Origin of the sequence: Nonomuraea sp. NPDC049028, from assembly GCF_043197735.1 — a bacterium.
GTDB lineage: Bacteria > Actinomycetota > Actinomycetes > Streptosporangiales > Streptosporangiaceae > Nonomuraea.
The window spans coordinates 203,155-222,198 of the sequence record NZ_JBICTR010000006.1 but is presented as its reverse complement, the minus strand read 5'-3'; the positions used below and the strand labels follow the sequence as shown (position 1 = coordinate 222,198).

Sequence of the window (19,044 nt, the reverse complement as noted above, 5' to 3'; positions counted from 1 at the left end):
CCAGTGGGTGACAAGCGGGCGTTACCTGATCATGGCCTGCTGATCCGGCCGCCGGGGCGGGCCGACCGGGTGTCAGCGTGGGCACGGCGGGTCGCCTGCGTGACGCCTGCCGCGCTCGGCGTGTGGGCGGCGGCCCGCACGGGCGGGGGCGCCGCCTGGCTGCCCCTGCTGGCCGGGCTGCTGGTCAGCGGGCACGTGGCGGGCAGGATGACGGCCTGGCGCGGCCTGGTCCGCAAGCGGGCTCGGCTGCGGCGCTGGGGAGAGATCATCGTGCTCGCGGCCGGCACGCTGCTGGTCTTCTCCCCTGCCGGAGAGTGGCTGGCCTCGGCCTGGGCGACGACGGCCTGGGCCACGGCGTTCAACGGGGTGTTCCTGGTGGCCGCCGTGCTGCTGCTGCAGGTCGGGGTCGGCACCTTCCGTGCCGTGGCCAGGCCGCCGAAACCCTTGCGGGCCCCGCTGGCGCTCTGCTCGGTGCTGGCGACCGTGCTGCTGCGTTACGCGTGGACGCCGTTCCTGCTGGCGTACGTGGCGCACCCCGACCCCCGGCTGGCCGTGCCCGCGCTCGCCCTGTGCCTGGTGGAGACGGTCGAGACGCTCCACAGGATCGCTGTCGGCACTCCCCAGGCACAACACTCGGACGTACAGGTGATCACGGCCGTGAATCTCGGTGAGTGGCTCTACGACGGTTTCTTGACCCGCCGCCGCAGGCCCGACTACGCGTTGATCTCCGCGCTGCTGCTGGACGCGCGGCTCACCGTCGGCTCCGTGTCCGCCGAGGCGGCGCTGCGCCGTGTCGAGCTGGCCGAGCTCGCTTTGGACCTGGTCGACGAGGAGGTCGTGCCGCGGACCACCCGGCGGCTGGCACGGCACCAGGAGATCCAGCGCACCTGCTGTCTGTGGCTGCGGGCGGAGATCTACCAGTATCTCGGGCTGGAGGACGAGGTGCTGGCCACCTGGCGGGAGTGCGCCCGCCGCTTCTCCGCCCTGGGCCTGCCGCGGATGGCGGCCCAGGCCCGGCACACTGCCTGGAGCCGCCTGATCACCAGGCACGGTCTCGGCTCGGTGGACCTGGATCACGAGCTTCTCTCGCCGGATGACAGCCCGTACCTGCGTAGAAACGCGCTCTTGGGCCTGGCGGTGATCACGCAGCAGCGCGGCGACGAGGAGGGCGCACGCCGGCTGGAGGCGCGGGCCATGGCGATCCGCCGCAGCGGAATCCGGGAGCGGCTGGCCTGGGGACAGGAGCAGGCGCTCACGTTCAACACCCATCCCTTCGCGCTGCTGATGGGCGTGCGCGGGCACACGAACCTGGACAAGCAGCTGCGCTCGTGGCTGTCCCGGCGCACTCCCGCGCCCTTCCCCGCTTGGGGCAACCCCATCCGCGACCTCGCGCTGCGCGCCGACGATCTCGTGACTGAAGGCCGCCCCGCCGAGGCCGCCGCGCTCTTCACCGAAGCCGCGCTGCGCGCCCGCGCGGCCGGGCAGGTGACATGGGAGATGAACGCGCTGACGGGACTGTCCCAGCTCGCCAGGTCCGTGGGCGACATGGAGGTGGCCAGGGACAGCCTGCTTGAGGCGGTGCGCTCGGCGGAGGACGTGCGCGGGCGCGCCCTCAGCCCTGATCTGCGGATCAGCGCGGGCGGCTCGATCAGCGGCCTGTACGACCTGGGCGTGTGGCTGTTCGCCTCGGCCACGCCGCAGGCACTCGGGGACGGCGGCACCGCGGTCACCGCCTGGCAGTTCTCCGAGCTGGGCCGCTCCAGGGTCTTCCTCGAACTGCTCGGCGAGCGGCTGCCGCCGCCCGCCGAGGGATCCGCCGCCGAGCGTGAGGCGTATGACACCTATGTCCGGCTCCGTGACCTGTCGGACCTCGAGAGCCCCGGCGCGGCCCAGGCCGTGCGGAAGGCCCACGACGAGTGGCACGCGGCGTGCGCCGAACTCGCCGCGCAGGGCGGCGCCGCAGGCGAGTACGCCGCCCTCCGGCTCGGGCGCCCGATCGAGTACGACGAGCTGCGCCGCCTGCTGGGCACGGTCGGCGAGGTCGTGCCCGCGGACACGAACACCGATAAGTGAAGGCGGCATCAGCCGCGGTCAGGGATGACCGCGCCGTCGTTGTCGCGGGCCTCGTCATCGCCCAACCGGCCGAGGTAGTACGCCGAGACGTAGGACAAGCGAGGTCCTGCCCGGATCATGATCAGTTAGACGCTCGGCGAGGAAGGCCCGCTCAACCTCGTTGTCGGTCAACTCCAGCGCCTGCCGGTACGCGGTCGCCGCCTCGTCCGTACGGCCGAGCCGCCGAAGCAGGTCCGCCTTGATCGCCGGCAGGTACTGGTAGCGGGAGAGCCGGCCATCCTGCTCCAGCGTCTCCACCAGCGTCAGTGCGAGCGCCGGTCCATGGGCCATCGACACCGGCACGGTCCGGTTCAGCGCGACCACCGGTGAGGGCCAGAGGGCCAGCAGTCTGTCGTAGAGTGCCACGATCTGTGCCCAGTCCGTCTGCTCGTACGACGGCGCCTCGGCGTACAGGGAGGCGATCGCCGCCTGCAGCAGGTAGCGCCCGGCGCGGCCACCGCGCAGGCCGGCCACGATCAGCTCGTGCGCCTCGGCCAGCGCGCCGCGGTCCCACCGCGAGCGGTCCTGCTCCTCGAGCCGCAGCAGCCGGCCGTCGGCGCCGGTCCGGGTCGCGCGCCGGGCGTCGGTGACCACGAGCAGTGCCAGCAGCCCTCGTACCTCTGGCTCATCGGGCATGAGCTCTCGCAGCGCGCGGGCCAGGTGCAGCGCGCGGTCGGCCAGGTCGGCGCGCACGAGCGCGGGGCCCGAGGGGGCCGTGTGCCCGGCGGTGAACAGCAGGTGGAGCACGCCGAGTACGGCTGCCAGCCGGTCCGGCAGCTCCGCCGGGCGCGGCACCCGGTAGGGGATGCGGGCGACGGAGATCTTCTTCTTCGCCCGGGTGATGCGGGCGGCCATCGTCTGTTCCGACACCAGCAGTGCCCGGGCGATGTCCGGGGTCGGCAGCCCGCACACCAGCCGCAGCGTGAGCGCGAGCTGCGCCTCCTGCGCGAGCGCGGGATGACAGCAGGTGAAGATGAGCCGCAGCCGTTCGTCGGGTACGGCATCCTCCAGTTCCACCGCGTCCGCCTCATCACGGTCCGCCGGCCTGCGCGGAGCGAGCTCGTCGGACTCCACCAGCAGTGGCAGCTTCGACCGGAAGGTCCGCTCGCGGCGGATCGCGTCCATCGCCCGGCGCTTGGCCGCGGTGGTGAGCCACGCCGCGGGGTTGGCGGGGATACCGTCGCGTTCCCAGGCCGACAGCGCCGCGGCGTACGCCTCCTGTACGCACTCCTCGGCCAGGTCCAGGTCCTGCGCGACGCGCACGGTCGCGGCGAGCACGAAAGCCCACTCGCGCCGATGCGCGTCAGCCACCGCCTGACCCGCGTCCGCCCGTCCCGCCTCCCTTTGGCCCGCCTCCGTTTGGCTCGCGTCGGTTTGGCCCGCGTCCGCCGCGGCCGTCATCGGGCGGTGGGCGCGATGCCGCCCGCGACGGGGCGCACCTCGACGCCGCCACGGCCCCACTGGACGGCGGGGTTGCGACGCGCCAGGTCCAGGGCGGCGTCCAGGTCGGGGGCCTCGATGACGCAGACGCCGGCGATGACTTCCTTGGCGTCGATGAAGGGCCCGTCGGTGACCACGTCGCCGCGCAACGAGGTGGCGGTGTCGGCGGACCGCAGCGCGTAGGCCGCGATCATGGCGCCGGAGTCGACGAGGTCGTCGGCGTGCCGCTGGCTCGCCGCCTGCTGCTCGGGGGTGTAGTCGCCGGCTCCGGCGTTGTCGAAGATGAGGATCGCGTACTGGGGCATGAGGGTCTCCTTGGCCGTCTGTCCGGTCGGTACGCCTCTACGTCGGACGGGCGAGGCGAATTCGACAGACCGTACGCGAACCTTTTCCAGACGCGCCCTGGCGCGACTTCAACAAGACACCCCCGCTACTTGACGGATCGACGAGCCGGCCGGGCTGGGCATGGCGATTTCATGGCGATGGAATTACCCAGGTCAGGGGTGCGTTGTACCCCTCTGTGCGCCTGGCCTAGACAGTGAGTATCCCTCTGGCCGCACCACCAAAGTCCGAGTACGGACGTTATACCCATCGCATGCATCACAGGCAATCACCTGTGACCGCTGAACCCGCCTGTGCGCGGGACCGGGGACCCATGTCTCGATCGGGGCTAATCGGCACGTCAACGTGTCGTAGGGCAGCTTCCACGCCCGAGCCCGTCAGCTAACCCGGTAAGCGGAATGGAAGCAAGGAGTAATCACCATTATCCGCACCCCCAAGATCAGCTATGCCAAGATCGCGCTCTGCGCGACCCTCACCGCCGCCGCCCTCGGCGCCCACACCGCGGCGAACGCCGCCACCACCCCCACAGGGCACACCCCCATCGCGGCTCAGGCCGCCCCCGCCTCCGCGCAGGGCGGCAGGAACGGCGAGGCCCAGGTGAACGTCACCGCCCAGCAGGTCCTGAACCTGGCCAAGGCCCAGGTCGGCACGTCCGAGGACGCCAACGGCGGCGGCACCAAGTTCCAGAAGTGGTATATGAACTCGGCCCGCGCCGCCGAGACCGTCCAGCGTGACGGCGGCAGCAGGCAGGACTACCTGAACGCCGCCTGGTGCTCGATGTTCGTCTCCTGGGTCGGCGAGGAGACCGGCGCCCGCTCCCAGGTCGGCTGGGACGCCTACACCGTCGCCCACGCCAAGTGGTTCGCCGCCAACCACCGCTGGGGCACCGTGGCCAAGCCCGGCGCCGTGGTCTTCTACTCCTGGAGCGGCAGCAAGGACCTGAGCTCCATCAGCCACGTCGGCTTCGTGGTCAAGGACAACGGCGACGGCACGATCTCCACGATCGAGGGCAACACCGGCAACGGCAAGGTCGAGCAGCGTGTCCGTCCCACCTCCCAGGTCGTCGGCTACGGCTACCCGCACTACGCCGCCTGACAGCTGGCCTGGCGCCTCTGGCACCCCCCGAGCGGCGTCCCCGAAGCGGTGCGCCGACACCAGAGGTGGAAAGATCATCGCATGCCGATCGATCCGCACCTGCTCGCCGTTTTCACGGCGACCACCATCGTCGCTCTGATCACCCCCGGACCCGACATGCTGTTCGTGCTGGGATGCGGTCTGCGGGGTGGGCCCCGCGCCGGGCTGCTGGCCACGGCCGGCGTGATCACGGGTGACGCGTTGTACATCGCCGCGGCCGCCGCCGGGCTCGCCGTGCTGCTGACGACGTTCCCGGTCGTCTTCACGGTGCTACGGTTCGCCGGCGCCGCGTACCTGATCTACCTCGGCGTCCAGATGATCCGCAACCGCAAGAACGGCCAGGCCGACGATCCGGCCAGCCGCGGAATGTCCGGTCGGCGGGCCTTCCTCAATGGCGTGGTCTCCTCCATGGCCAATCCGCAGACGTTCACGTTCATGGTCGCCTTCCTGCCCCAGTTCATCGATCCCGCGGCGGGGCCGGTCTGGCTGCAGTTCGCCATCCTCGGCGCCGTCCTGATCGTCCTGGAGTTCCTGGCCGACGCGACGGTCGGCGTGCTGGCCGGGCGGATCGGCGGCTGGCTGCGCGGCCGCCAGGCGGTGCGCCGCCGGATCGACGCCGCGACCGGGAGCGTGTTCATCGGTCTGGGCGTCACCCTCGCGGCCGAACGCTGACCGGCCGCGGCCCGGTCAGCGGAGGAACGCGGCTCGCCGCCTCGGTTTCCGACGGGCGACCCGTCTCGCCGGACGGGCTCGTCGGCGCGGTGTGGGGAGACGAGCCGCCGAATCGAGAAGTGCGGGTGCAGTGAGCGGCGGCTGCGCAAGCTCCCTGCGCGCCTGGTCGTCCATCTCCTGATCGCGCCGTGCTTCAGGAGTGGACTGCGATGAGTTCGGCGAGGTCCAACGCGTCCCCGCTGATACCGGCCAGCCAATCATCTTGTACGTACTCGAAGTCACCGGTTTCGGTGTCGAGCAGGCCGATGCTCCCAGCTGTCACCCGTTGTTCGGGGTTGATGGGCTCCGGCTCCCACTTGGTGGTCTTGGGCCGCACCAACTGGGCGAGCGCGTAGGAGGTCGTGCGGCCGTAGCGGCGGGGGCCGTTGGGGTGGTGGTAGTGGCCGCTGACGTGCAGGCGCGGCTGCAGGTGCTCGATGAGTGCGGTCAGCTTCGCCGAGCCCTGTACGTTCCCGCGCCGGTCGCGTGAGATCCCGTACGGGCCGTCATGAGTCACCAGGACGTCCACGTCACCCGGTCTGACCGCCATCAGCCGCGCGTACGCGCTCTCGTCCAGATCCATCTTCCCCGGAACCTCGATAAGCCCCAGGAACGCCACGCGCTGCCCGGCGACCTCAACCACGTTCCCGCAGGCGACATGGAGGTAGGCGCCGAGGGGATCCACCGGCACGACCTCGGCGCCCGCCGCGTCGTGCAAGGATGCCAGCCAGTCGTGATCCTCGTGGTTGCCGCTGACGAACAGCACACCGGGGACCCGCCCGAGAGCCGAGCGCACCCCCTCGGCGAAGGCCGGCGACGGATCGAGCAGCCGGAAGAAGTCCCCCTGAGCGGGATGATCCCGGCCGAACCGACGGCTGGCCTCGTCCCACCGATCGAACGACGGGTAGGCGCCCAGATCGCCGACCTGGATCACGGCGTCGAGCCGGATCTCCCGTCGCTTCCGCAGCGCCACGACCGCACCCAGCGCGTGCAGCACACAACCATGGACATCACCCAAGAAAGCGATCTTCATCGCCTGCCGACCTTTCGCGAAAGCCATCCGGACATGGCCCAGCACCGGTCGAACGGCGCAACGATGCGGTGTCAACCACCGGCCCTGAACCGGTGACTCACATCCCAGCGCTCCACCGCCATCTCGACGACCGAGCCAGGTCGAGCTTGACACCCTGGCCGGAAGAACGTCAACAACGGTGCGACGACCACCGCACCGGGAGCGGCCTGCTGGATCCAGGCGTACGGCACGGTGTGAATGCCACACGTGACGTGTACCCGGTCGTACGGTGCCCGGTCAGGGCAGCCGGCCGCGCCGTCACCGACGATCAGGTGCGGCTGCGCCCCGACCGCGGCCAAGGACTTGGCCGCCTGCTCACCGAGACCTTCATCAACCTCGATAGATGTCACGCTGCCGTCCTCGCCGACCAGATGTGACAGCAATGCGGCGGTCCAGCCCGTGCCGGTACCTCCTTCCAACACGCGGTGTCCAGGCCGGGGATTCAGCAGTCCGAGCAGGCCGACCACGGTACCGAGGGCTGAGCTGGAGCAGTTGTAGCGGCCTTCCGTGGCGCGAAGGGCGGTCGCGCCCTCGTCGAGTTGGGTCACGATGGCGGCCGGCCCGTAGACGGCCGCCCACCACGCGTCTGGATCGCCACCCCAATCGATGAGCACAGGCCCGTCATCGGCCAGAGCCAGCCCCACCGAGGGCACGAACAGGTGCCGCGGCACGGCTTTCAGCGCTTCCTCGAGGGTGCCGGGTGACCGGCTCTCGATTACCGCTTATCGCGTTGATCTTGCCGCTGATGCGGTTGTCGAGGTCCGGCGGCGTCACCTCCGCTTCCCGCTGCTGTGTCGGCCATCTCCTGTGCCGCCCCCGTCACCCTTGTTGTCCTCGTCCTTGGGCGGATCGAACTCCTCGTACGTGCGCTTGTCGCGCCCTCATGCTTGCCCACGCCCAACTCCTCACGCCCCGAACAAACAACCTCCGTAACTGTACGAATACCTAACGTGGCGAATATGTGGCGGTGCAGTCGGGAGTGCGGCACCCTGGCAAGGAGTGCCACCTGGTGACAAGGGCCGTGCGCGAGCGTCATCGGGTTGCGCAGGACCGCACCGGCCATTGGCGTCATGAATGACCCCCGGACCCGGCCGCTACGGCGGTCAGCGCTGCCTGCGCCTGAGGAAGATCGATGAAGGTGTCCTTGCGTTCGACGAGCCCGTTCTCGTCAAGCGTGACCACGTCGAGGCAGTCGAAGCGGATCGGCCGCCGGTTGCCGCCGGAGTCGGTGAGAACAGCGGTGAGAGCCCAGTCAAGAACCCAGTGCCGCTCACCAATGATGACCCGGTGGATGTCGAATCCCAGGTCAGGCCACTGGGCGAACAGCAAGGCGAAGCTGTCGCGGAGCGCGGATCGACCCTGAACCGGCTGCTCGCCGTTGTGCAGCCAGAACTGGGTTCCGGGCGAGTGCAGCGCGGCGATCGCGTCCACGTCGCGGGTGGCGAAAGTTGTGGCGTAGGTGTTGAAGAGTTCTCTGACGTTGTGCGCGGGCGATGCGGCGGTGGGCATGGCGCGCTGCCTCCTGTCACTAGGCTCACTGGGCTCACTCGGCGGGCTGATGGTTGGTCACTGGATGCGGTAGACGCGGTATTCGACGTGGTCGAGGGACAGCTCGTTGACGGCGATGGCAACGGTGGAGTTCAGCCACGAGTAGCGCTCCGCGCCGGTCTCGAACAGCGGCACGGATCGTGCGTGCATCTCGTTCCAGCCGATGGTCTCGCCGGCCAGTAGCCGGCCGATCGCCTCCTCCGACAGCGTGGCGCGGCCAGTGACGGTGACGAACACCAGCTCGTCGTCATGCGTGCGAATCGTCGCCCGGACGTCGAGGCGGGCGACACGGTCGGAGCCGACGGTGATCCAGTCACCGCCACCGGGCAGGAACTCGCCGCGCAGCCGCGGCCCCTCGACGGTTCCGCGGTCAACGACCGCGATCATGCGCATGGCCACCGGGGTGGAGAAGATCTGCATGGTCTGGAACCTGATGGCGAAGTCGCACAGGTGCTCGACCGTGACCATGGTGGCGGTGGGGTCGGTTTCGACAAGGGTCATACAGTCCTCCCAGGGCCAGGTCATGGAGCAGGTCCTGATCGTGCGACCTGCCGCGACAACACCTTCAGGCGATCACTTGGAAAAGTCAAGTAGGTGCTCTGAAATTCAGATCAGCAACTTGGATGGACCGAGAAGTGGGGTAGGCTGCCCCCATGGCATCGCGGTCCTACGGCCATTACTGTGCGGTGGCCAAGACACTTGACGTGGTCGGCGAGCGGTGGACTCTGCTGGTCGTCCGTGAGCTGCTCGACGGGCCGAAACGCTACGTCGATCTACTCGCCGGGCTCGTAGGCATCTCCACCGACATGCTCGCCACCCGTCTGAAGGTCCTGGAGGAAGCCGGAATCATCAGTCGGCGCACGCTCCCCGCGCCGGCCGCGTCAAAGGTGTACGAGCTGACGCCGCTCGGCCGTGCCCTGCAACCGACGATGACCGAGCTCGCCCGGTTCGGCATTCATTTGCTCGGCGAGCAGGACGACGGCGCCGCCTTCCAAATTCACTGGATCACATCGTCCCTGCGGGCGATGTTCCGGCCCGAGCGGGTCCCGGCCACACCCCTCACTGTTGAGTTCAGAGTGGGCACCGAAGCCATGCACGCCCGCATCGCCGAAGGCGACCTGCACACCTTCCCCGGCCACATCGACGATCCAGATGTGGTCCTGACCTTCGCCGATGCCACGACGCTCGCCGAGATGGGGCGCGATCCCGCCGCCGCACTCGCCGCGCTCTCCACGGGCCGCCTCCACGTGCAAGGAAGGCCCGACGCCATCCAGGCCACGAGAGAGCTCTTCGGGCTCAACCACTAGGACGGCCCAGTGCGCCTTCGGCTTCTGCGCCCCGGTCGGCCAACGTCGCCGCTCCCTCGCAGAGGGTCCTTCCACTCACGGCTTTTGGCCGCTGGTCACCCATCTGAACCATGGCAAAGGGGCGAGCGCGCGGCCGACCACCGACCGACTGATCGCCAACTGGCTTGCGGCACATCCCGACCGAACGCTGAAGTGACTGCTGGACAGCGGCGCTGTACGATCCGGGCTCCTGTACGCCATCCACGGTGAGCCAGAATGGGCGAACAGGCGGCCCTGTTCTCGCGCGGCCTTCCCCGGCGGTTCCACAACCCTGACCTGCCCGCATCCCTGACCTATCTCATGTGGCGACGCGTGATCTCCGCCAGCCCCTGGCACCGACAGGTAGGGCGGGCAGCAGCGGGCTCTATGGGCGGTAGGCGTCGCGGCGGTGTTTGATGGACTGGATCGTCACAGTGTGTTTGTCTTCGTCGATGCGGTAGACCACACGGTAGGTCCCGCGCCGGGCAACATGCAGTCCCTCGTATGGCTCTTGCAGAGGCTTGCCGACGCGCCATGGTTCGCGAGCGACAGCGCCGGTGATCAACTCCCAGGCCGCGGCCGCTACAGTCTCGGGAAGGCCCGAGGCGAGCGCAGGGCGAGCCGGTGGGCTCAGGAGGATGGTGTAGCGGTCGCTCACGCGCCGGCCTTGCCGAGGCGAGCCGCCAGGATGGCTGCCATCTCCTCCTCGGTGGTCACATCGCCGCGCGCCTCGGCGGCAGCGGCCTCGACCAGGTCGGCGCGCATTTCCGGGTCAGCGAGAATCTCGAGTGTCTCCTGCAGGGACTCCCACTCGGCCACGGACACGATAACGGCATGCGGCCGCCCGTTCCGGGTGAGTGTGAAGTGATCATGCTCGCGCGCGGCCCGGTCGGCAAGCTCGGTCAGCCGGTCCTTGGCTTCGCTGATCGGAATGACCTCCATGGATCCATGATCGCTCCATGGCTGGGATATCGGCCAAGATTTCGGCTAGCTACCGATGCGCTGCACTGATCGGTTGGTGCGCTCACGACCGTGCACCAAGTGGCGATGCCGGGGCTGCGCCGAGAACCGCCGCCGCGCCGATCAGCTTCTCTCCTGCGGACGGCACCGAGGCAGCGGTCGTGTCTTTGTCGTCGTCTCCAATGACGTCCCTTTCCCGTCTGTCCGGTACGTCCCGTGCGATCGCCCGTTGCCTTGGGCTCGGCCAAGGGCATCACCAGCGCCATCTGGACAACAATCGAAGCCGTGGGCGAAGCGCGCGGCGGAGCCACGCCCCAGGGAGACGCCCGAGCGAAGCGAGGACCGACGCGGGAGCGGGCGCCAGCCCGCCTGACAGAGCGAGCGAGCGAAGCGAGCACCTTCGATCGGGGTGGGCATCAGACGGCCAACACTCCAGACGGGTAACGGTGGGTGGCGGGAGGGCTCCGGCGTAGTGTGGGAGGTATGACGATCATCGTTACGGGGGCGTCCGGGCTGCTCGGGGGGCCCTTGGTGGATGCGCTCAAGGGGCAGGGGCGGCGGGTTGTCAGGATGGTGCGGCGGCCTCCGGAGAGCGATGAGGAGGCCTACTGGGAGCCTCGGGACGATGTGATCGATCTTTCGGTGCTCGAAGGGGCCGAAGGCGTCGTACATCTGGCCGGAGCGCCCATCGCCGACCGGCGCTGGAGCGAGTCGTACAAGCGCGAGCTGGTGCGGAGCCGGGTCGACGGGACTCGGGTGCTCGTCGGCGCGTTGCGACAGTTGTCCCGGCCGCCTGAGGTGCTCGTGTCGGCGTCCGGGGTGGACTTCTACGGTGACACCGGGGATCGGGTCATCGATGAGTCCCAGGGGAAGGGCACCGGGTTTCTGGCTGATCTGTGCGAGCTCTGGGAAGGTGCCGCCAAGCCCGCCGAGGAGGTCGGCATCCGGGCCGCGCAATTGCGTACCGGGCTCGTATTGAGTGGGCGTGGTGGGGCGCTTGGGCGGATGCTGCCCATCTTCAAGATGGGGCTCGGCGCGCCGCTCGGGAGTGGGAAGCAGTACTGGTCCTGGATATCCGAGGACGACTGGGTTCAGGCCGTACTACATATCCTGAAAAATCGGGAATTGGTGGGGGCGGTTAATCTGACTTCGCCCAATCCCGTGAGCAATGCGGAGTTCACCACCACGCTCGGGAAAGCCCTGCGTAAGGGCACTGTACCGATGCCTGTCCCGGCCTTCGCGCTGAGCATCGGCCTGGGAGAGTTCGCGCGGGAAGGGCTGTTGCCCAGCCACCGGATTCTGCCCGGGAAACTGTCCGGCAGCGGCTACGGATTCACCCATAGCCACCTCGACGAGGCCTTGAGCGACATAATCTAGCGCCATAATCTAGGGTGCTGTTCATCCTTTACCACGCGGGAGATACCAACATGACCAGGTCCGGCCAGTCGCACATTCTTGCCATCGGCGGTGGGTCGTTCCGCCCGACGGCGCGTCACGGTTTTCTGGAGGCGAGCCCGCTGCTGCGCTACGGCCTCGACCTGACCGGCCAGGACCGGCCGAAGCTGGGGCTGGTCGCCACCGCGATGGGCGACGACGCCGACTGGCTGCTGAAGATGTACGGCGCCTTCGCCGGGTGGGACGTCGAGCTGAGCCATCTGACGGTGTTCCCGATGCCCAATGTCAAGGATCCCCGGGCGTGGATGCTCGAGCAGGACATGATCTATGTCAGCGGTGGCAGCGTGGCCAACCTGGCGGCCCTGTGGCGGCTGCACGGCTACGACGAGGCGTTCGAGGAGGCGTGGCGGTCGGGCGTGGTGCTGTCCGGGCAGAGCGCGGGCGCCCTGTGCTGGCATGTGGGCGGCAACACCGACTCCTTCGGCCCCGAGCTCAACGTGTGGGCCGACGGCCTGGCCTTCCTGCCCTACTCGTGCGGAGTCCACTACAACTCCGAGCCGCAGCGCCGGCAGCTGCTGCACCAGTCGGTGGCCAGCGGCGAGCTGCCCGAGGGCTACGCCGCCGACGAGGGGGTGGCGCTGCACTACGTGGGCACCGATTTCATTCAGGCCGTAACCACCGATCCAGCCGGATACGCCTACAAAGTCGAGCATGACGGGGCCGAGGGGGCAAAGGAGTTCCGGATCGAGCCTCGGCTGCTCACCTCCTGAATTACCCTGGATGGGTGAGGGAACGGCACAATGGACACATGCGCCCCAAGCACGGGGTCGACCCCCACGCATTGGCCATCGTCCGTCTCGGTGTCGACGTCCCCTACGAGCAGGCTTGGCAGCTGCAACGCTGGGTGCACGGCAAACGGGTGGCCCGGGAGCTGACCGACACGGTCCTGCTCCTGGAGCACGCGCCCGTCTACACGGCGGGCAAGCGCACCGCCCCGCACGAACGCCCCTCCGACGGCACCCCCGTGATCGACGTCGACCGCGGGGGCCGCATCACTTGGCACGGTCCCGGCCAGCTCGTCGCCTACCCGATCGTCGAGATCGACGACGTGACCCGCTACATCTGCCGGCTCGAAGACACGATGATCCAGATCTGTGCGGACTTCGGGGTCACGGCCAGGCGGATACCGGGCTGGGCCGGGGTCTGGGCCGCGGGCGACACCAGCCTCGGCCTGCCCGACCGCCAGCTCGGCGCCGTCGCCATCCGCGTCTCACGCGGCGTCACGATGCACGGCTTCGCGCTCAACTGCGCCAATGATCCGCGGTGGTTCAGCCGGATCGTCCCGTGCGGCATCCCGGACGTGGGGGTCTCCTCACTGTCCGCCGAGACGGGCAGGCGGATCGTGGTCGAGGAGGTCATCCCGATCGCCGAGAAACGGCTGGCCGAAGCACTGGGCCTGGAGCCGTACGACCTGCACGAGGAAGACCTCATGCGCCGCTGACCCACGGCCGGTCGCCGAATCGCGGTGAAATCTGGCATTCGCCTGTTTACGATCAGCCTGTGAAGCGGTCTGTGCAGCAGTCTGCGACGTGGCTCGCGGCCCTGGTTCTCGCTCTCGTCGTGCACACCCTGACGCTGGCCTTCGTCGTGCTGGGCGGGTGGACGATCGTGGTCAACGCCCAGTTCGCCGCGGCGTGGGCGCTCGGTGCCCTGCTGATCGCCATCGGGTGGATGCTGCGGCCGCGCCTCGGCAGCCTGCCCGCCGACGCCGAGGTCCTCGACCCCTCCTCGGCCCCGCAGGTGTACGGGATGGCGGAGCGGGTGGCCGACCGGATCGGCGTCAAGCGTCCCCAGAAGGTGGCGGTCAGGGATCTGGTCCTGGGCACCACGTACACGCGCACCGGCCCGCTCAGGGTGCCCGTGCTGGTCATCGGGCTGCCCTCGTGGCTGGCCCTTTCGCCGCGGCAGCGAGTCGCGCTGCTGGCCAGGGCGTACGCGGAGCTGCCGACCGGCGGCGAGCTCATCGTGGACGGCGCGCTGGCGACGTTGGGCGCATGGCGCGAGGCGCTCATCGGAGCGGCACCGCTGCGTGCGCGCGAGGCGGCCCACACGCAGATGGCCACCTCGCTCGGCGTACTGAACTCCAACAGCACCGGCTACGAGGCGGTCAGCTTCCTGGGCCGGATCGTCGGGCGGGTGCTCGGCGGCCCGGTGCTGCTCACCGAGTACTGCCTGAAGCGGCTGGCCCGCTCCGACGACGCCCGCAGACACGAACGGCGGCAGGCGAGGGCCCTGCGCGTCCTCACGGCCGGGGAACTGGCCGAGATCGACGGGCTGCTGGCCAGCGGCAGGTACGTCGCCCCCATGCAGGCGGCGGCCCTGCGCGGCGAGAGCGTGGCGTCGATCAGGCGGACCGCGCTGCTGGCCCCCAACAGCGCCCCCGACGGCGTCCGCACCACCGCGCCCGGCTCGGCGCTGTCCGGCTCAGCACCGTCCGGCTCAGCGCCGTCCGGGTCCGTGCTGTCCAGCTCGGAGCTGCTCGGCTCGGCCGAGTCGGACCGGATCGACGACGAACTGCACCGCCACTACACCCGCGCCATCCGCAGCTTCGGCCTGGTCATCTGAGCCCGCCAAGCCAGCTGAATCATCCGATGACCCGGCGAATGGTGGCCCTGGGAGTGGGAGAGGTTGGGGCGAGACGTAAGCTGGGTCGGTGACCGTTGCTCCTGAAGGCCGAAAGCTCCTCCGCCTGGAGGTGCGCAACGCCGAAACCCCTATCGAGCGCAAGCCCCCGTGGATCAAGACCAAGCTGAAGACGGGCCCCGAATACACCGAGCTGAAATCGCTCGTGCGCCGGGAGGGCCTGCACACGGTCTGTGAAGAGGCGGGCTGCCCCAATATCTACGAGTGCTGGGAAGACCGCGAGGCGACGTTCCTCATCGGCGGCGACCAGTGCACGCGCCGCTGTGACTTCTGCCAGATCGACACCGGCAAGCCCAAGGAGTACGACCGGGACGAGCCGCGTCGCGTGGCCGAGTCGGTCGAGCAGATGGGCCTGCGCTACGCCACGGTGACCGGCGTGGCCCGCGACGACCTGCCCGACGGCGGCGCCTGGCTCTACGCCGAGACCGCGCGGCAGATCCACGCGCTGCTGCCCGGCTGCGGGGTCGAGCTGCTGGTGCCCGACTTCAACGGCAACCGTGAGCAGCTGGAAGAGGTGTTCTCGGCCAAGCCCGAGGTGTTCGCGCACAATGTCGAGACCGTGCCGCGGATCTTCAAGCGCATCCGGCCCGCGTTCCGCTATGAGCGCTCGCTCGGCGTGATCACGACGGCCCGTGAGGCCGGGCTGGTCACCAAGTCCAACCTGATCCTGGGCATGGGCGAGACGCGCGAGGAGGTCGTGGAGGCGATGCGCGACCTGCACGCCGCCGGCACCGACCTGCTGACGATCACCCAATACCTGCGCCCGACGCCCCGCCACCACCCGGTCGAGCGCTGGGTCAAGCCGGAGGAGTTCGTCGAGCTCCAGGCGGAGGCCGAGGCGATCGGCTTCGCGGGTGTCCTGTCGGGCCCGCTCGTCCGCTCCTCCTACCGCGCGGGCAAGCTCTACAAGCAGGCCATCGAGGCCCGCCAGAGCGCCTGAACTCCCCTGGGCCGCCTCCGCCATGGAGGCGGCCTGGCTGCGTGACATCGGCTCCGCTGAATGGACGTGCAATACCGGTTTGGTAACGCACGTAGGCCGGGGTCTCACCGTCACGTCACGGCGCCCGGCCCCGCATCACCGGAGGAGCGTGCCCCTGGACAGGGCCCGGCCCCGTACGGCGGGTGGGGCCCACCGTGCTCTGCCGTAAAAGAAAAACCCCCGAACGACCAGAGGCGTTTTCGTATCCCGCTCGGTTGGTTTGTATTCTTCGAAGCATGGCAAAGTCCGAGGACCCAGAGAAGCCGGGACGCATCAAGCAGTTCCGCATGATCGCGCAGATCATCAAGCAGGCCAACCCCAAGGGGTTGCCGATCGTCTTCCTTTCGGCGGTCGGCACGCTGGCTGTGATCGTCGTGATCGGGCTGGTCACGGACTATCTGTGGTATTCGGTGTTCCTCGGCGTGCTCGCCGCGCTCACCGTCGGCCTCGTGGTGTTCGGGCAGCTGGCGCAGCGCGCCCAATATTCGATCCTGCACGGCCAGACCGGCGCCGCCGCCGCGGTGCTGCAGGGCATGCGGGGCAACTGGCAGGTCACCCCGGCCATCGCGGTCAACCGTGACCAGGACCTGATCCACCTCGTGATCGGGTTCCCGGGGGTCGTGCTGGTGTCCGAGGGGCCCGGCAACCGGGTGGCGAAGATGCTCGCGGCCGAGAAGAAGCGGGTCGCGCGGGTGGTGCTGGGCGTCGAGATCTACGACATCCAGTGCGGTGACGGCGAGGGGCAGGTGCCGCTGGGCAAGCTCCAGCGCCACATCATGAAGCTGCCGCGCAACCTCAAGAAGCCCTCGGTCAACGAGGTCAAGGACCGCCTGCGCTCGCTCCCCAAGAACATGCCGATGCCCAAGGGCCCGATGCCCAAGGGCGCTCGGGTTCCGCGCGGCCCCAAGATGCGCTAGTGCCTCCAGGGAACGCGCTGTCGGACTCCTCGCGGGCCAACCGCGGCTGGTGGGACGGCAACGCCGACGACTACCAGGTCGAACACGGCGGGTTCCTGCGCGACACCGGCTTCGTCTGGTGCCCGGAGGGCGTCGACGAGGCCGAGGCGCACCTGCTGGGCGACGTACGCGGCCGGCGAGTGCTGGAGATGGGCTGTGGCGCGGCCCAGTGCGCGCGGTGGCTGGTCGGGCAGGGGGCCGAGGTCGCCGCGTTCGACCTGTCGCACCGGCAGTTGCGCCACTCGCAGCGGATCGACCTCGACACCGGCCTGCACGTCCCTGTGGTGCAGGCCGACGCCGAGGTGCTCCCGTTCGCCGGCGGGTCGTTCGATCTGGCGTGCTCGGCGTTCGGAGCGCTGCCGTTCGTGGCCGATCCGCTGGCGGTGTTCCGTGAGGTGGGCCGGGTGCTGCGGCCGGGCGGGCGGTTCGTGTTCTCGGTCAGCCATCCGATCCGGTGGGCGTTCCCCGACGATCCGGGGCCGCGCGGGCTGACGTCCGACCGGTCCTACTTCGACCGTTCGCCCTATGTCGAGACGGACGAGTACGGCACAACCACCTACGTCGAGCACCATCGGACAATGGCCGACTGGATCGGCCTGATCGTCGCCTCAGGCCTGACCGTGACGGGCCTGCTGGAGCCCGAATGGCCGGCGGGCCACGACCGGGTGTGGGGCGGCTGGAGCCCGCTGCGCGGCAAGTACATACCGGGCACCGCCATCTTCACCTGCACACACCACTGACCCACCGCACCCCGACCGACAGCTCGGCCTCGCGCGACTGACCGACCGAGCAGGGTTCAGGCGCGCCCGTACCGGGCCGCCATCGCGTGGAAGGCCGCCTTGGGCTCCCAGCGGGTCTCATCGAGCATCCGGACCACGCCGTACGCGCCCAGGTCGTCGTCGCCGAGCCGGTTGTAGGAGGCGAAGGTGAACCACAGGGCCGTGTCGACCCCCTCCTGTTCGAAGACGTCGAGCAGCTCGTTGAGGTAGCGGATCTGCTCGCCCTCGTCGCGTACGGAGCCGTCGGGCACCTCCCAGGCCATGCCCCCGAGCTCCCCCGCCCCCGTATAGGCACAGGTGCCGAACTCGGTCACCGCCACGGGCTTGCCGTGCTTGAAGTGGCCGCGCACCTCCTCCACGAAGCTGCCGGCGTTGTACGCGGCCCGGTAGGCGTCCACACCGACCAGGTCGAACGGCGTCCAGTCGACGAACTCCCACGGCCCGGAGGCGTACGTGATCCGGCCCCCGAACAGCGGCCGCACCGTCTCGGCGGCCTCCCCGAGAAAGCCGTTGAAACGGCCCATGATCGTGCCCAGCGACTGCCACCACTCCATGTCGGCCGACATCATTGCCCGCAGGCGCTCCATGTAGTCGGCACCGGGCATGAACCCTTCGCAGAAGGCGCTGGTCTCACAGCCGGTGACCAGCACCACCTCGGCGCCGCCGCGCCGGACGGCCTCGGCTCGTTCGGCGCAGTCGGCGTAGAGGGGGATCACCTGTTCCGGCGTGAGGTCGACGGGGAACGGCGCGAACCAGACCTCCAGCCCGGCCGCGGCGGCCTGCTCGGCCGCCACGCTCAGCCGCTCCGGGTCGCCGCCGGACACGCGTACGGCCGCGCAGCGCAGCTCGTCGGCGATCACCCGCATCTCGCGCCCGACCGTCTCGGCGTCGAACGTCGTCCGGGACAGGCTCTCGCCCGGCAGAAACCCGGTGTCATAGTTGATGCCTTTTTTCACGAAATATCCCCTTAATCTCCGGTGAAGCCGTGCTCTAGGAGGTCGAAGGCGAGCTCGACGTCGTCCGCCAGCCGACCGCCCGCCTCGGCGATGGGCGTCCCCTCGACGAGCCGCTGGAAGAACCCCTCCTGCACCGTCGTGAGCACGGCGGTGATCTGCGCGGCCATGAGCTGGTCCCGCAGCTCGCACGACCCGTCCGGCACTCCCCGCGCACTGGCCAGAGCGGCGGCCAGCTCGTACCGCTGCCCGGCCCGGGTCTGGTGCAGCCCCGCCATCAGCGCCGGGCTGGCCGAGATCACCCAGGCCCGGGTGAGCAGGCCCTCGACGTCGACCCCCTCCGTGTCCTCGGCGGCGAACGCCCGGTAGTGCTCGCGCAGCGCCTCGAGCGGCGCCTGTCCCGGCCGCCGCTCGTTGACGATCTTCGCCATGTCCTCCTTGACCACGTCGAGGACGAGGCTCTCCTTGGTCGGGAAGTAGGTGAACAGCGTGACCTTCGCGACCCCGGCCGCCTCGGCGATCTCGTTGACCGTCACGGCCTCGTAGCCCCGCTTGGCGAACATCCGCAGCGCCACCTCGGCGATGCGCCGCCGGGTCTGCTCCTTCTTCTTCTCCCTGAGTCCGGCCATCATCAT

General features: G+C 69.4%; 21 protein-coding genes and 1 riboswitch. Of the genes, 11 read left to right on the top strand and 10 right to left on the bottom strand.

Translation table 11 applies throughout. The features are described 5' to 3' along the window. Nucleotides 1-3: 3 nt before the first annotated feature. Nucleotides 4-2,073, top strand: coding sequence for a hypothetical protein (locus ACGFJ2_RS24390; RefSeq protein WP_357944882.1), 2,070 nt, complete (start codon nucleotides 4-6; stop codon nucleotides 2,071-2,073). A gap of 54 nt (nucleotides 2,074-2,127) precedes the next feature. Here the strand turns inward: ACGFJ2_RS24390 and ACGFJ2_RS24385 are convergent, their stop codons facing one another. Both ACGFJ2_RS24385 and ACGFJ2_RS24380 read right to left on the bottom strand, forming a co-directional pair. After that, a complete protein-coding gene (locus tag ACGFJ2_RS24385) occupies nucleotides 2,128-3,423 on the bottom strand; it encodes an RNA polymerase sigma factor (protein ID WP_393471835.1) in 1,296 nt (431 codons plus the stop codon). 86 nt (nucleotides 3,424-3,509) lie between these two features. Continuing rightward, on the bottom strand, nucleotides 3,510-3,857 hold the full coding sequence (locus ACGFJ2_RS24380; RefSeq protein ID WP_357944876.1) for a YciI family protein: 348 nt from the start codon (nucleotides 3,855-3,857) through the stop codon (nucleotides 3,510-3,512). 306 nt (nucleotides 3,858-4,163) lie between these two features. Beyond that, a riboswitch (cyclic di-AMP (ydaO/yuaA leader) is annotated at nucleotides 4,164-4,305 on the top strand. A gap of 186 nt (nucleotides 4,306-4,491) precedes the next feature. Here ACGFJ2_RS24380 and ACGFJ2_RS24375 point away from each other — a divergent pair. Both ACGFJ2_RS24375 and ACGFJ2_RS24370 read left to right on the top strand, forming a co-directional pair. Continuing rightward, the gene (locus ACGFJ2_RS24375; RefSeq protein WP_393471832.1) at nucleotides 4,492-4,989 is read left to right on the top strand and encodes a CHAP domain-containing protein; all 498 of its coding nucleotides are present in this window, start codon (nucleotides 4,492-4,494) and stop codon (nucleotides 4,987-4,989) included. Nucleotides 4,990-5,070: 81 nt separating this feature from the next. Continuing rightward, nucleotides 5,071-5,700, top strand: coding sequence for a LysE family translocator (locus ACGFJ2_RS24370; protein ID WP_393471829.1), 630 nt, complete (start codon nucleotides 5,071-5,073; stop codon nucleotides 5,698-5,700). A gap of 193 nt (nucleotides 5,701-5,893) precedes the next feature. Here the strand turns inward: ACGFJ2_RS24370 and ACGFJ2_RS24365 are convergent, their stop codons facing one another. The 4 genes from ACGFJ2_RS24365 to ACGFJ2_RS24350 all read right to left on the bottom strand — a co-directional run bounded on the left by ACGFJ2_RS24365 (nucleotide 5,894) and on the right by ACGFJ2_RS24350 (nucleotide 8,860). Then, nucleotides 5,894-6,772, bottom strand: a complete 879-nt coding sequence (locus tag ACGFJ2_RS24365) for a metallophosphoesterase (protein ID WP_358188313.1) — start codon at nucleotides 6,770-6,772, stop codon at nucleotides 5,894-5,896. A 71-nt stretch (nucleotides 6,773-6,843) separates the two neighbouring features. Next, nucleotides 6,844-7,482 (bottom strand): methyltransferase domain-containing protein, encoded by a 639-nt coding sequence (locus ACGFJ2_RS24360; protein ID WP_393471825.1) that lies wholly within the window; start codon nucleotides 7,480-7,482, stop codon nucleotides 6,844-6,846. 397 nt (nucleotides 7,483-7,879) lie between these two features. Then, entirely contained in the window at nucleotides 7,880-8,320 is a 441-nt protein-coding gene (locus ACGFJ2_RS24355; protein ID WP_358188321.1) for a nuclear transport factor 2 family protein, read from the bottom strand. Nucleotides 8,321-8,377: 57 nt separating this feature from the next. After that, nucleotides 8,378-8,860 carry a DUF3237 domain-containing protein gene (locus ACGFJ2_RS24350; protein ID WP_357944861.1) on the bottom strand — a complete coding sequence of 161 codons (483 nt, stop codon included), beginning with the start codon at nucleotides 8,858-8,860 and terminating at the stop codon, nucleotides 8,378-8,380. 152 nt (nucleotides 8,861-9,012) lie between these two features. On the opposite strand from ACGFJ2_RS24350, the gene ACGFJ2_RS24345 reads away from it, so the two are divergent. Further along, nucleotides 9,013-9,666, top strand: a complete 654-nt coding sequence (locus ACGFJ2_RS24345) for a helix-turn-helix domain-containing protein (RefSeq protein ID WP_357944858.1) — start codon at nucleotides 9,013-9,015, stop codon at nucleotides 9,664-9,666. 403 nt (nucleotides 9,667-10,069) lie between these two features. Here ACGFJ2_RS24345 and ACGFJ2_RS24340 read toward each other — a convergent pair whose 3' ends face one another. After that, complete coding sequence (locus tag ACGFJ2_RS24340; protein WP_357944855.1) at nucleotides 10,070-10,342, bottom strand: type II toxin-antitoxin system RelE/ParE family toxin; 273 nt, start codon at nucleotides 10,340-10,342, stop codon at nucleotides 10,070-10,072. Beyond that, the gene (locus ACGFJ2_RS24335; protein ID WP_393471819.1) at nucleotides 10,339-10,626 is read right to left on the bottom strand and encodes a type II toxin-antitoxin system Phd/YefM family antitoxin; all 288 of its coding nucleotides are present in this window, start codon (nucleotides 10,624-10,626) and stop codon (nucleotides 10,339-10,341) included. Before ACGFJ2_RS24335 ends, ACGFJ2_RS24340 begins: the two co-directional genes overlap by 4 nt. A gap of 501 nt (nucleotides 10,627-11,127) precedes the next feature. Between ACGFJ2_RS24335 and ACGFJ2_RS24330 the strand changes: the two genes are divergently transcribed. From ACGFJ2_RS24330 to ACGFJ2_RS24300, 7 genes are all read left to right on the top strand, one after another. After that, entirely contained in the window at nucleotides 11,128-12,021 is an 894-nt protein-coding gene (locus ACGFJ2_RS24330; protein ID WP_393471816.1) for a TIGR01777 family oxidoreductase, read from the top strand. A gap of 50 nt (nucleotides 12,022-12,071) precedes the next feature. Next, complete coding sequence (locus ACGFJ2_RS24325; protein ID WP_357944848.1) at nucleotides 12,072-12,809, top strand: peptidase E; 738 nt, start codon at nucleotides 12,072-12,074, stop codon at nucleotides 12,807-12,809. A gap of 38 nt (nucleotides 12,810-12,847) precedes the next feature. Further along, on the top strand, nucleotides 12,848-13,540 hold the full coding sequence (gene lipB, locus ACGFJ2_RS24320; RefSeq protein WP_357944845.1) for a lipoyl(octanoyl) transferase LipB: 693 nt from the start codon (nucleotides 12,848-12,850) through the stop codon (nucleotides 13,538-13,540). Between the two features lie 59 nt (nucleotides 13,541-13,599). Then, complete coding sequence (locus ACGFJ2_RS24315) at nucleotides 13,600-14,664, top strand: hypothetical protein (protein WP_358188348.1); 1,065 nt, start codon at nucleotides 13,600-13,602, stop codon at nucleotides 14,662-14,664. 88 nt (nucleotides 14,665-14,752) lie between these two features. After that, nucleotides 14,753-15,682: a lipoyl synthase gene (gene lipA / locus ACGFJ2_RS24310; RefSeq protein ID WP_357944840.1), complete on the top strand. Its 930-nt coding sequence runs from the start codon at nucleotides 14,753-14,755 to the stop codon at nucleotides 15,680-15,682. Between the two features lie 275 nt (nucleotides 15,683-15,957). Then, nucleotides 15,958-16,638, top strand: coding sequence for a DUF4191 domain-containing protein (locus tag ACGFJ2_RS24305; protein ID WP_357944837.1), 681 nt, complete (start codon nucleotides 15,958-15,960; stop codon nucleotides 16,636-16,638). Next, nucleotides 16,638-17,417 (top strand): class I SAM-dependent methyltransferase, encoded by a 780-nt coding sequence (locus tag ACGFJ2_RS24300; RefSeq protein ID WP_393471810.1) that lies wholly within the window; start codon nucleotides 16,638-16,640, stop codon nucleotides 17,415-17,417. The genes ACGFJ2_RS24305 and ACGFJ2_RS24300 overlap by 1 nt, the downstream gene beginning before the upstream one ends. Nucleotides 17,418-17,473: 56 nt before the next feature. On the opposite strand, the gene ACGFJ2_RS24295 is transcribed toward ACGFJ2_RS24300, so the two are convergent. Both ACGFJ2_RS24295 and ACGFJ2_RS24290 read right to left on the bottom strand, forming a co-directional pair. Beyond that, nucleotides 17,474-18,412 (bottom strand): hypothetical protein, encoded by a 939-nt coding sequence (locus ACGFJ2_RS24295; RefSeq protein WP_393471808.1) that lies wholly within the window; start codon nucleotides 18,410-18,412, stop codon nucleotides 17,474-17,476. 11 nt (nucleotides 18,413-18,423) lie between these two features. Further along, nucleotides 18,424-19,044, bottom strand: a complete 621-nt coding sequence (locus tag ACGFJ2_RS24290; protein WP_393471805.1) for a TetR/AcrR family transcriptional regulator — start codon at nucleotides 19,042-19,044, stop codon at nucleotides 18,424-18,426.

Bases quoted from the DNA above. Each gene is read 5' to 3' on its own strand.
- ACGFJ2_RS24380 (WP_357944876.1), bottom strand. From the start codon at position 3,857: ATGCCCCAGTACGCGATCCTCATCTTCGACAACGCCGGAGCCGGCGAC.
- ACGFJ2_RS24370 (WP_393471829.1), top strand. From the start codon at position 5,071: ATGCCGATCGATCCGCACCTGCTCGCCGTTTTCACGGCGACCACCATC.
- ACGFJ2_RS24365 (WP_358188313.1), bottom strand. From the start codon at position 6,772: ATGAAGATCGCTTTCTTGGGTGATGTCCATGGTTGTGTGCTGCACGCG.
- ACGFJ2_RS24355 (WP_358188321.1), bottom strand. From the start codon at position 8,320: ATGCCCACCGCCGCATCGCCCGCGCACAACGTCAGAGAACTCTTCAAC.
- ACGFJ2_RS24350 (WP_357944861.1), bottom strand. From the start codon at position 8,860: ATGACCCTTGTCGAAACCGACCCCACCGCCACCATGGTCACGGTCGAG.
- ACGFJ2_RS24345 (WP_357944858.1), top strand. From the start codon at position 9,013: ATGGCATCGCGGTCCTACGGCCATTACTGTGCGGTGGCCAAGACACTT.
- ACGFJ2_RS24335 (WP_393471819.1), bottom strand. From the start codon at position 10,626: ATGGAGGTCATTCCGATCAGCGAAGCCAAGGACCGGCTGACCGAGCTT.
- ACGFJ2_RS24330 (WP_393471816.1), top strand. From the start codon at position 11,128: ATGACGATCATCGTTACGGGGGCGTCCGGGCTGCTCGGGGGGCCCTTG.
- ACGFJ2_RS24325 (WP_357944848.1), top strand. From the start codon at position 12,072: ATGACCAGGTCCGGCCAGTCGCACATTCTTGCCATCGGCGGTGGGTCG.
- lipB (WP_357944845.1), top strand. From the start codon at position 12,848: ATGCGCCCCAAGCACGGGGTCGACCCCCACGCATTGGCCATCGTCCGT.
- ACGFJ2_RS24305 (WP_357944837.1), top strand. From the start codon at position 15,958: ATGGCAAAGTCCGAGGACCCAGAGAAGCCGGGACGCATCAAGCAGTTC.
- ACGFJ2_RS24290 (WP_393471805.1), bottom strand. From the start codon at position 19,044: ATGATGATGGCCGGACTCAGGGAGAAGAAGAAGGAGCAGACCCGGCGG.